Annotated in this window: 10 protein-coding genes; 3 read left to right on the forward strand and 7 right to left on the reverse strand. The window is 38.5% G+C overall.

Annotated features, from left to right (window positions below; translation table 11 throughout):
- Nucleotides 1-172 precede the first annotated feature (172 nt).
- The 3 genes from LVD15_RS04415 to LVD15_RS04425 form a co-directional block, all read right to left on the reverse strand.
- Nucleotides 173-1,993 carry a glycoside hydrolase family 2 protein gene (locus LVD15_RS04415; protein ID WP_233779108.1) on the reverse strand — a complete coding sequence of 607 codons (1,821 nt, stop codon included), beginning with the start codon at nucleotides 1,991-1,993 and terminating at the stop codon, nucleotides 173-175.
- Between the two features lie 61 nt (nucleotides 1,994-2,054).
- A complete protein-coding gene (locus LVD15_RS04420; RefSeq protein ID WP_233779109.1) occupies nucleotides 2,055-2,537 on the reverse strand; it encodes a hypothetical protein in 483 nt (160 codons plus the stop codon).
- Nucleotides 2,538-2,544: 7 nt separating this feature from the next.
- Nucleotides 2,545-3,387: a helix-turn-helix domain-containing protein gene (locus LVD15_RS04425; protein ID WP_202242250.1), complete on the reverse strand. Its 843-nt coding sequence runs from the start codon at nucleotides 3,385-3,387 to the stop codon at nucleotides 2,545-2,547.
- Between the two features lie 196 nt (nucleotides 3,388-3,583).
- Between LVD15_RS04425 and hxlB the strand changes: the two genes are divergently transcribed.
- From hxlB to arsB, 3 genes are all read left to right on the forward strand, one after another.
- On the forward strand, nucleotides 3,584-4,165 hold the full coding sequence (hxlB, locus tag LVD15_RS04430; protein ID WP_233779110.1) for a 6-phospho-3-hexuloisomerase: 582 nt from the start codon (nucleotides 3,584-3,586) through the stop codon (nucleotides 4,163-4,165).
- A 51-nt stretch (nucleotides 4,166-4,216) separates the two neighbouring features.
- On the forward strand, nucleotides 4,217-4,843 hold the full coding sequence (gene hxlA / locus LVD15_RS04435; RefSeq protein ID WP_202242246.1) for a 3-hexulose-6-phosphate synthase: 627 nt from the start codon (nucleotides 4,217-4,219) through the stop codon (nucleotides 4,841-4,843).
- Between the two features lie 214 nt (nucleotides 4,844-5,057).
- Nucleotides 5,058-6,116 carry an ACR3 family arsenite efflux transporter gene (arsB, locus tag LVD15_RS04440; RefSeq protein ID WP_305038979.1) on the forward strand — a complete coding sequence of 353 codons (1,059 nt, stop codon included), beginning with the start codon at nucleotides 5,058-5,060 and terminating at the stop codon, nucleotides 6,114-6,116.
- A gap of 73 nt (nucleotides 6,117-6,189) precedes the next feature.
- On the opposite strand, the gene LVD15_RS04445 is transcribed toward arsB, so the two are convergent.
- The 4 genes from LVD15_RS04445 to LVD15_RS04460 are packed head-to-tail and all read right to left on the reverse strand — an operon-like array spanning nucleotide 6,190 to nucleotide 11,156.
- A complete protein-coding gene (locus tag LVD15_RS04445; RefSeq protein ID WP_233779111.1) occupies nucleotides 6,190-7,242 on the reverse strand; it encodes a BT_3987 domain-containing protein in 1,053 nt (350 codons plus the stop codon).
- The gene (locus LVD15_RS04450) at nucleotides 7,217-8,431 is read right to left on the reverse strand and encodes a BT_3987 domain-containing protein (protein WP_233779112.1); all 1,215 of its coding nucleotides are present in this window, start codon (nucleotides 8,429-8,431) and stop codon (nucleotides 7,217-7,219) included. The genes LVD15_RS04445 and LVD15_RS04450 overlap by 26 nt, the downstream gene beginning before the upstream one ends.
- Before the next feature lie 32 nt (nucleotides 8,432-8,463).
- Nucleotides 8,464-9,513 (reverse strand): glycoside hydrolase family 18, encoded by a 1,050-nt coding sequence (locus tag LVD15_RS04455; protein WP_233779113.1) that lies wholly within the window; start codon nucleotides 9,511-9,513, stop codon nucleotides 8,464-8,466.
- A gap of 29 nt (nucleotides 9,514-9,542) precedes the next feature.
- A complete protein-coding gene (locus LVD15_RS04460; RefSeq protein WP_233779114.1) occupies nucleotides 9,543-11,156 on the reverse strand; it encodes a RagB/SusD family nutrient uptake outer membrane protein in 1,614 nt (537 codons plus the stop codon).
- Between the last annotated feature and the right edge of the window lie 10 nt (nucleotides 11,157-11,166).

An 11,166-nucleotide genomic window follows, 5' to 3' on the forward strand; every position in this document is an offset into this window, starting at 1 on the left:
TATGTAGGTATTAGATACAACCACACTTCAATCGAAAACGTTTGCAAAACTCTAATTATTAATAACTCCCATTTCTCAATTCGTTTTAGGTGACTTTCAGAATCCTTTATAAAAATAAGGGAGAATGCTTCTTAATTGAACATTCGCCCTTATCCATGATTTAAAATAGATACTATTTTTTGTAAGCCTCTTCCTGCTTTTGATAGTAATCCTTTAAGATAAAAAAGGCCTTTTTCTTATCCCCTGTGTTTGATATCAATCCCTTTCTATTCCAGAAGTTTTGATATACTGAATGCGGTCTTCTGGGAGACCTGAAATCGACCAGAATCCAGGGCGTCATACCCCTAAGCTGTTTAATTTCGGTAAGTAATTTTATCTGATTGGTATAAAGGTCTTCCTGATACTCTTCTGACCACCTCACTCTATCTTCGCTGTGAAAACCTCCTAAAGCACCTGCCCCAAATTCAGAGATAAAAACAGGCTTATCAATATCAAATTCAAATTTTATTTTACTCAACTCTGAAGGAGTAAGCCAATACCAACCTGCATATTCATTAAAACTAACTAAATCAATCTTATCTACCAGCGGATCATCACAGGTCCAAACCATCTCACCTTCCTTTTGGGATACCTCTAGCGCAGCGGCCACTAACCTGGAATCATCTAAAGACCTCACCTTATCCGCTAGGCCTCCCATAAATTTCATCCTAGGCTCGCTCACAGGCGTTTCATTTCCTACCGACCAAATCATTATAGATGCTCGATTTTTATCTCTAACTATCATATCTGTAAGTTGAGCCTCCGCATTTTTATAAGTAGCCTCATTCTCCCAAGATATAGTCCAGTAAACAGGTATTTCCGCCCATACCATCAAGCCCATTTCATCGGCCAGCTTCAGCGCTTTTTCATCATGCGGATAATGGGCCAGTCTGATAAAGTTGCAATTGAGTTCTTTAGCCCACTGAAATAACATTCTAATATCTCCCTCTCCCCTAAGTCTTCCTGGTAAGAATGGATTTTCTTCATGCATAGAAATGCCTCTTAAAAACACTGACTTTCCATTTAACAAAATATCAGTCCCCTCTGTGGTAATAGTTCTGAACCCTATTTTATCTAACACCATATCATTAGAAGAACTTATTTGCACCTCATATAACTTAGGGTTTTCAGGGCTCCAGTAAACCACTTTTTTCACAGGAATAGCAAATGAAGCATAGCCATTTCTATCTACAGCAATAGCTTCATCTACTTTCAGCTCAGGAATAGCAACCTTCACTTCACTTTCCTCCCCTTCCACCTTCACAAAACCGCGAATCTCTTTATTATTTGCAGGGTTTAGTTTTAGTTGATAATCCTGAATGTAACTATCAGGAGTATTGATGAGCAAAACATCTCTGGTAACACCTCCGTAATTCCACCAATCAGTATTTACAGTAGGCACTTCGTCTTGATGCCTGGTATTATCAACCTTCAGCACTATGAAGTTATCCCCCTCATGGAGCAGGTCAGTTACTTCAAACTGGAAAGGTGTGAAACCTCCTTTATGTGTGCCCAGCTTCTTACCATTCAGATATACATGAGCTTCATAATTAACGGCACCAAAGTAAAGCCAGTATTTTTTACCTTTCTCGGGGCTTATCTCAAACGCTCTCTGATACCACACCGTACCCTCATAGAGTTCCAGTTTTTCTACCTGAGAATTCCAATCTCCAGGAACATCAAGAGTAGGAGCATGATCAAAATCATACTCTATCAAAGACATAGGATTATTTTGCTTTAGATTATCATAGTAACCACCCTTTTTGTTACCTATCTCGTCAAAGGCTTTTCTTCTATAATTGTAATATCCGTTTTCATAAGGATCAGCAATATAATGCCAAGGCCCATTAAGGCTAATATGATCACGGCTATAAGGGTTTTGTAGTAAAGAACTCTGTGCTCTCACTGCTGTAGAAACAACAAACAAAAGCAGCAGTATATTAAGATATTTCATGAATTGAGGGTTTATTATAAGTGATAATTAAAGATAACAAACATCACTCATTTAACCCTCTTTAAAGATAGTCTTCTGCTCTCTCTACTTCTTGTTTGTAATCTGTTTGCAAGTCGGCATGCAGCTTTCCATAAGCTGCTTTTATTTTCTTCACCTGCGATTGATACATATTCTTGAGCACACTACCCCCATGAATATTTATGTCTCTTTTCTGCACCCCTAAACAAAAATAAAGCAGCAGCTCCAACTCCGTTCTTTTCTCACCAGAATAACGGATATACTTATTAAGCTGCCGTAGTATCTTTCTTATATTCTTCTTGGCATAATAGTAGGAATGAGTATTCACTTCATCCAGGGCATCATCTACATATTCTTTTATCAGATCAATGTAGGCATCCTCATCTGGAGCTTCAAAAATGAGGTAAGTAAGTAGTTCTTTATTATCCTTCTTGAATTTAGCCAGCCTTAGCAACATAGCTGCCATCTGCTCGCTATCCATTTCTCTAAGTTCCTTCTTAATATCTACTAAGCTTGCTGCTTTCATCTATATTTTAATTAATCAACGTATTGGCATGTGCTCGTACATGCTCTTTCACTTCCTCCTGAAATTCCTGCGGAGTTTTAGCGGTATGTTGCTTAAAGAAACGACTAAAATAAGATCGATCATTAAAGCCCAGATTAAACGCTATTTCTTTTATGGTATTCTCACTATGGATTATTTGACGTTTTGCCTCCAGCACCACTCTCTCATGAATGAGATTTGTGCCTGTTTTGTTCAACTTATCTTTGAGAACCTGATTTAACCTTTTCGCACTTATACCTAGCTTATCAGCATAAAAATCAATATTCCTTTGCTCTAAATAATTCATTTCTAATAAAAGCATAAACTCATACACCCGCTTTTCATGAATATCATGCTTGGTAAAATGCTGCTCTTTCAATTGAATAAGTTGCAATAAAAACACCTTGAGCAAGGCCTTGATCATAGTCATATTCATAGCAGAACGCTTATACTCTTCATTCAGCAGGTCAAAAACGGTAATAAGACCTTTTGAGCTTTCTTCATTTACCTGCAAACAAGAAAACTCACCCTGAATATTGAACATACGAAATACATCCAGCAAAAACTCTTTTAGGTCTCCCTCCAAAAGCTCTCTTTTAAAGGAAATTAGCACCCCTTTCTTGCCTGCCTTGTTGAGCTGATGCACCCGGTAAGGAGGAATAAGATAAATCCAATCTCCCCTTAAGGTTTGAAAATCATGCTGAGGAACATGCAGTGCCTCCTCATCATGCAACCATACTATTTCAAAAAACTCTCTTCTTCCAGGATCATCCAGATAAGAAGGAGGACACTGATCCAGATTTCGAATAAATAAAACCTTATCACTTAGCATATTCTCTACTATTTATTATCAACCTAAAATCGACTCATTTCCAAATTGTACCACAATAATAGACAATATCACCACCAACTCTTTCAATATTAGCAAATTGTACTACACATTTATCTGATCGTGTACAAAGGCCCCCTTAAGGCCTCCCTACCTTTGCCCCATTAATAATTAACGGAATTTTCATCAACTCATAAACATGAATACATCCACCACTACTGAAGCTAAGGCTATACAAAATGCACTGGAAATGATTCTTAATGAGCACCAGGAACTATCTAAAAGGCTCACTTTTGAACCAATAACTTCTATAATACCTGCATTAAACGAAGCTAAGAATATTTTCCTGATTGGAGCAGGACGCACAGGCTTTATGATCAACGCAGCGGCTATGCGACTGATGCATTTAGGATATTCTGTTTATGTGGTGGGAGAAACCACTACGCCAGCCATAGGCGAAGGAGATGTGCTTATAGCCGCTTCAGGATCAGGCACTACCTCATCTATAGTAAAGGCAGGAGAAACGGCTAAAAAAGTAGGAGCTACTTTGATATGCTTTACAACTAATGCTACTTCTCCGCTAGCCGAAGCAGCAGATTATACTGTAACCATACCTGCTGCTGGCAAGCAAGACCATAACACCAAAGTGTCTTCTCAATATGCCGGCAGCTTGTTTGAGCAGGGCTTTTTATTACTGTTCGATGCGCTAATCCACGAGCTATGGAATATAGATGGTAGCTCCGCAGAAGAACTATGGACAAGACACGCAAACATGGAGTAAATCTCATTTAACAATAAATATAATTTCGAAATAAAATAACTATATAACATTATGGCCAAATTACAAGTAGCAATTGACTTGCTTACCACAGAAGACGCCATCGCTTTGGCAACTAAAGTAGCACCTTACGTAGACATCATCGAATTAGGAACTCCTCTAATCAAGAGTGAAGGCCTAAGCGTAATCACTGCTATGAAATCAGCTTTCCCTGATAAAATGATCTTTGCTGATTTCAAAACTGCTGATGCTGGTGGTCTTGAAGCTGAAATGGCTTTTAAAGCAGGGGCTGATTACATCACTATCTTGGGAGCTACTGGTAACTCTACCATCTCAGGAGCTGTAGAAGCTGCTAAAAAATATAATAGAGCGGTAGTAGTAGATACTATCGGTGTAAAAGACAGAGTGAAGCGTGCTCAGGAAGTAATTGCTCTCGGAGTAGAATTCGTAGAGCTACATGCTGGGTTAGATGAGCAGGCTGAGCCTGGTTACTCTATTCAGGTTTTAATAGATGAGGCTTCAAGAGCTGGAGTACCTGTATCTATTGCTGGTGGAGTGAACATCAATAACATAGAAGCAGTTAAAAATTCAGGTGCTACTGTAGCTGTAGCCGGAGCTGCTATTTATGGTCAGGAAGATCCTGCTGCTGCCGCTAAAGCTTTAAAAGAAGCCTTAGCTTAAGTTAAGTTACTAAGCATTATGCTTATTTTATTATGGGCCTCATATCTTACGATGTGAGGCTTTTTTTATGTTCCGCCTATAACCGCACCTCTCCTCTAAAACAAAAAAGAAGGCTATGCCACTCTCCCTTCTTAAATCAGTCGTAAATTTGTGAAGTATGGGAAATGCTCACGCTTAGCGTCTTCCATGATCAATTAATATAAAAACAATTCTCGTGACGAAGAAAAAATTAAGCTTTTTAGACCAATACCTAACCCTGTGGATATTTCTGGCGATGATAGTAGGTGTCGGCATCGGCTATCTTTTTCCCTCCTCATCTGCCTTTATAAATTCTTTTAGCAGCGGTAGCACCAATATTCCCATTGCCATTGGTTTAATATTGATGATGTACCCACCTTTAGCTAAGGTAAACTACAAGCTGCTACCACAAGTATTCAGGAACACAAAAATACTGTCTATATCTCTTTTGCTTAACTGGATAATAGGCCCCACTCTAATGTTTGTTTTAGCCCTGATATTCTTACAAGACTATCCTGAATATATGGCTGGGTTAATACTGATAGGCCTGGCGCGCTGTATAGCTATGGTGCTGGTTTGGAATGACCTGGCTGAAGGCAGCAGTGAATATGGAGCTGGTCTGGTAGCTCTAAACAGTATATTTCAGGTCTTTGCTTATAGCTTTTACGCCTGGTTATTCATTACCAAACTGCCTCCTCTTTTTGGTTTTGAAGGTGCCATAGTAGATATATCTATTGCCACTATAGCTGAAAGTGTGGCCATCTACCTGGGTATTCCATTTTTAGCAGGATTGCTGAGCCGGGTAATATTGGTGAAACTCAAAGGTGAAGAATGGTATAAGGCAAAATTTATTCCTACCATTTCACCATTAACGCTGATTGCATTGCTCTTCACTATAGTAACCATGTTTTCCCTCAAAGGAGAACTCATTGTGCAGATTCCTATGGATGTTATCCGCATTGCTATTCCACTATTGATCTACTTCGCACTCATGTTTTTAATCGGCTTTTTTGTAAGCAAAGCGATGGGTGCTGAATATGATAAAAATGCTTCTATAGCCTTCACCGCTGCTGGTAATAACTTTGAGCTGGCAATAGCAGTAGCCATAGCTGTATTTGGCCTCAACTCAGGCCAGGCCTTCACTGGGGTAATAGGACCACTGGTAGAAGTACCCGCACTCATCATACTAGTAAGAGTAGCTTTTTGGCTGAGGAAGAGGTATTATGGAGGGGCAGAGGGTACTCCGGGGAATTGAAAGTATCAATAAATTAAAAAATGTTAGCCTTGCTTTAACTAATAGTTCTAACAAGACTAACATTTTAATTCTTCTAATTACTGGTATAAATGTTAAATTCTGAAATTACCAAGTAATCTCCTATCCACCCATTAACATGAATCCTTAAAAAACGCGCGTCTATAGGTTCATAAAATTTAATGTACTGTAAAGAAGATGATGTAGATAAATCAGCTGTACCAATGCTTTCCCAATTACCTTCCTCTACTCCAGAGGAAACAGTTACGGAGGTTAGAGAATAATTTCTACTGTAAGTATGCAAGCTCAGTTCTGAAATATTAGAATATTCTTGTCCCAGATCAATAGTAATAGTAGCCTCTTGCGGAGGAGTAACATACCAATATGATTGGGCACTCCCATTAAACATATTAGACATAGTTCCATAGCCAATTGGGATGTCTAAACTGGCAGTCCAAAGTGAACGATCATCTACAGCAACTCCTTCAACATCACTTTCCTCCACATTATTATAAAGATTAGTAACTTCAGTATTCACCATTAAATACAATGTATTTCTGTTTTCACTTATAGTGGCATCTCCTGATTGCACTGAGCTTAATGTTAACGGCAAAATGTAATTCGCTTCCGTTAGCTGCACATATGCTTCAACAGGAATTGACACAGTCATTGAATCTGCAGATATAGTTGCTCCACTAGGTATGGTTAATGTATTTTGAACCAACTGTGCCACACCATCTGGAAGGGCACTATACTCAGTTTCATTCACTTCATTATACGCATCTACCAAAGAATTATCAGCTTGTATACTCACTGTAATGGGCGACTCTGAAGGCATGGTGCTTCTTATAGGAAAAGAAGCCTGCACACTACCAATACTTCCTAAAGGAGTATGGATAATAGAAAATGGGAAAGACATATATTCACCAACGGTATAACTTCCTGAATTTAAATATACACGAGTTGTTGACTCCCCTTCTACATCAAAAGACTCATCATCATCACAGGCTTGTAACATTAAAAACCCTATAGCTAAAAGGAAAAAGGCAGCTATTTTTATATTAAGATTATTTTTCATGTTTTTAGATGTTCTGGGTTTAAAATCAATTACTACATCTGTTTTCCTCATCAGAAATCCAGTTTACATACTCGCTTTTATCGTACAGATTGCCATTTTGCCAAGACTCAGACCAATCCATATCATATCCATTACCAGAAACATCGTGAAAAACATGACCTTCACCTTCGTTGAGCTTCCAATAAGCCAAAAGTCCTTCCGATTCCGGGGCTACTCCGCATAATCCTAACTGCAACTCACTAGAAGAAAGTGCTCTATCCCATAAGCGGATTTCGGCAATACGCCCCAAAAAGCGCTGTCTATATGGATAAGAAGACTCAGCAGAACCACTATCAAACCAAGACATGCCTAATTCTAATCGCTGAAACACTGTACCTGTTGTACCTGCAAGCTCTACATCTCTCACCCCATCAACATACATGGCATAAGTACTACCATCAAAAGTTAAAGAGATAGTGTACCACTGACCGGTATTAAATCTGGTATTTGATATAAGACCACCTCCAGGACTTACCCACTGTAATGAATTGATATCCTGTCCATTCTCACCAAATCTCAATAAATTAGTTATTGATTCATCTAAAGGACAGAAATTACTTAACCTGCTAATAGGTTCATTACCAGGATGCCACTCATTTATGTAGCATTTAATTTCATAGGTATAGTTATTTAATTCTACTGGCTCATCAGCATAATAATTACCATAAAAATTCACATTACTCATATCTAATGAGCTAAAGGCTATTATTCTAGATATACGCAAGTATATGGTTCTTGATGACTCTAATACAGCCATACCTCCACCAGAAGTACTTTCGATAGTAATTGGTATGATATAAGTCCTGCCCTCTTCAAAGGCATCAGTAGAGACTACACTTACCTCTACACCTGTAGAAGAAGCCTCTCCTGCCGGAATAACGGCCTGTGTGTTTTCTAAACTAACCGCTGACTCAGGCAGAGCATAATAACTTGTATTATTATCTTCGTTATAGGTATCAATTAATGAATTATCTAACCTAAAGTTTACCGTAACATCTTCAGGCACTAAATCTGTTGCTGAAGCTGTCACTATATACGAAGAAGGAGCATCTTCCACCACAAAACGAACCAGCGGATCACGATCTGTACCGGTAACCAGAATTACATCATCACCAAAATCGAGGTCTCCTTCACAGCCTGCTATTAGAATAAATCCAATAATAAAGCCCAGAGTTATATTAATATGTCTATTTATCTTCATATTGTTTATTTTAATCTTAGGTAAAAGAGCCGTTATCTAATGGCCGGATTAACAATTTGAATGCTCCTTCTAATATGATAATAAGGTATGCCTGTATTATTCTTATAAGAACGACCTATGTAAAAAGCGCCAAAGCCACCCTTTTGACCTTCTACAGGATTCCACCTGGCCATACCTTCTAAAGAATACATTCTGGATCCATCTGTAGTCAAAGTGTTACCATCGGCTTCAATAAAAGGTGATCCTCCATCTTCTGCCCAGCTACCAAAGTTTTCTGTAACAATAAATTTTTCAGGTGCCGTCCAGCTTATTTGATCATAATAACTTTGTAATCTAGCCGCTGAATGCTCTGTAAAACTTTGCGTATAAGCCTGACGAATGTAAAAATCAACATAAGGATCTGTTTCAGGATCAGGATATTGTGAGTAAAAGTCAACAATTAGGAGCTTATCAGGATACTGCCCTTGAGGGCCAAAATACTGACCTACATACTCCACCAGTTTAGTAAATTCTTCACCCTGCAACCAATCGCCTTCTGGCTCATAATCAAGATCAACACCATCAATATCAGAATCTAACACCTGATCTACTAAATATTGACCATATACTGCAATACCTTCATCGGTATGATTAGCCGCAAGGTCATACTCCGTTCCGTCTCTAAGGGTAATAACACCGTTCATTCTGGTAATGGTAGGTGCTACAAATCTGGTTCCCAATGTTTCCTGTGCATAGCGCATATCTTCATAAGCCACAGGTGCATAATCATTACTTTCCGGGTCATTATTCGGAATGCCCATCCATAATGAACAAATATCCAAGCTATCAGGTAGCCCTTTTATACGCTCGCCCCATGAGGCAGGATCTTTGTAGCCTTCTACTCCTTCTAATGGAGCATAAGCGGCATACCACACAAAACTTATTACGTGATCAGATTCCTTATAAGCCCTAAGGTTTTCAAAGTACTGCTCATCGTAAGTTTTCATATTCTGGATACTTAAAGGCTCTACCTCTGTATCACAACCAGCTATGATGAGCAAAGCAAATATTATTGTACAAAAGCCTATCAATTGTAATTTCATGATATCAAATTTTTTGTTCATCCACTTCATTATTTATTATCCCACCATAGTCGTGTACCTCCATTATCAGGACCTCCTAATAAAGAAACACCTACCATAACTCCAGCTTGATTGTTTATATATTCAGATTGAGGATAAATGATCCTACGTACCTGATCCTCGGTATCAATGGTGCCGTTACTATTGTTATTTACCACAGGAATTAGCCTAGGATAACCGGTTCTTCTAAACTCTGCCCACCCTTCAGGTCCATCAGGGTAAATAGCTATCCACTTTTGAGTAATTATTCGTTCAAGATTTTCTTCAAAAGAAGCGGATTGATCCCAGGCAATAGTAATATCACTAGGCGCATTAGCATTAAAGTCTGATCCAACGGCATTATCTTCAAATGCAATTGGTACACTCTCATCATCTGAAATATACTCATCTACTCCACCTGCATTATTTTCTTCAAAAGAAACGCGAATACCTGCTTCATAAAGCTCTTGAGCCGAACCTCCCATATTCCACCCACGTAGAGCCCCTTCAGCTCTCAAAAAATAAGATTCTGCTGCAGTCATCCATACTATTTCGGTACTACTGTTGTTAACATTCAAATTAGAAATCTCATCATTTTTATAGCGCGTCCATGAAGAGGTTTCTATCCCCAACCTCACTCCATGATACTCTCCATCATTAGCTATAGTAAAATATGAGGCCCTCCTCGGGTCATTATAACCATTCATATAAGCATCCATAGATGCACTCATTCGCACCTCGCCTGAATTAAAATTATATGCGATATCATAGAGTGGGTGATAATAGGTCAGGTCAGCAGAATGCTTTAGAGTAGCTCTATCATTAACTTCTGTTAATAGACCTATGGGGTTATTAATTGATTTTTCTGCTTCTTCCTGAGCCAGTGCAGGATTTGCATACACTACACGCATAGCTAGTCGTAAACGCAAAGTATTAGCAAACCTCACCCATTGAGTAACATTACCATCATATATATTATCATAGTCCGCCAAAATGGTAGCATCGGGATTACCAATCACAAAATTGGTAAGATCATCTATCGCATTATCTAACTCTTCAAAAAACCTAATATAGATATCTTCTAAAGCATCATAGTCATTTTGTACTGAACCAGTACCAAAATCGAGATATGGTAAAGGGCCATAAGCATCTGCCACCCTATGCATTCCTTCCACTTTCACCACAGTAGCGAGGGCTGCCACTTCTGAAACCCCTTGTTCTTCAGAAATCCTTACAATATATTCCCAAGTGGGCATCAGATTGATAAAACCTGAAGTAAAAGTAGATTCTACCCAACTAGTTATGAAATAATAAGATCCATTATGCACACCATTATACCAAGATCCTGTAGGAGCCATATAACCTGAATACAAATCGCTTGAAAGACCTTGAGATACCTGATAATCACTACTTAAGTTATCTCCATCATCAAACAAAACCACATTATGTTGCATTTGAGAAAAGAATGCACCTGTTCTCAGGTTATCATGAGACAGCATCTCTTCTGTAGCCTCGTGCGGGTTTACATTTATTTCATCAAAGGAGCTAGTGCAGGACATTACCAATACAACCATAAGACACGTCCAGATATACCTATATTGCTTTAATGTTTTGTATAAACACATATTAATCAAA

Source organism: Fulvivirga maritima, assembly GCF_021389955.1.
In the GTDB taxonomy this organism is placed as follows: Bacteria; Bacteroidota; Bacteroidia; order Cytophagales; family Cyclobacteriaceae; genus Fulvivirga; species Fulvivirga maritima.

Bases quoted from the DNA above. Each gene is read 5' to 3' on its own strand.
- LVD15_RS04415 (WP_233779108.1), bottom strand. From the start codon at position 1,993: ATGAAATATCTTAATATACTGCTGCTTTTGTTTGTTGTTTCTACAGCA.
- LVD15_RS04420 (WP_233779109.1), bottom strand. From the start codon at position 2,537: ATGAAAGCAGCAAGCTTAGTAGATATTAAGAAGGAACTTAGAGAAATG.
- LVD15_RS04425 (WP_202242250.1), bottom strand. From the start codon at position 3,387: ATGCTAAGTGATAAGGTTTTATTTATTCGAAATCTGGATCAGTGTCCT.
- hxlB (WP_233779110.1), top strand. From the start codon at position 3,584: ATGAATACATCCACCACTACTGAAGCTAAGGCTATACAAAATGCACTG.
- hxlA (WP_202242246.1), top strand. From the start codon at position 4,217: ATGGCCAAATTACAAGTAGCAATTGACTTGCTTACCACAGAAGACGCC.
- LVD15_RS04445 (WP_233779111.1), bottom strand. From the start codon at position 7,242: ATGAGGAAAACAGATGTAGTAATTGATTTTAAACCCAGAACATCTAAA.
- LVD15_RS04450 (WP_233779112.1), bottom strand. From the start codon at position 8,431: ATGAAGATAAATAGACATATTAATATAACTCTGGGCTTTATTATTGGA.
- LVD15_RS04455 (WP_233779113.1), bottom strand. From the start codon at position 9,513: ATGAAATTACAATTGATAGGCTTTTGTACAATAATATTTGCTTTGCTC.
- LVD15_RS04460 (WP_233779114.1), bottom strand. From the start codon at position 11,156: ATGTGTTTATACAAAACATTAAAGCAATATAGGTATATCTGGACGTGT.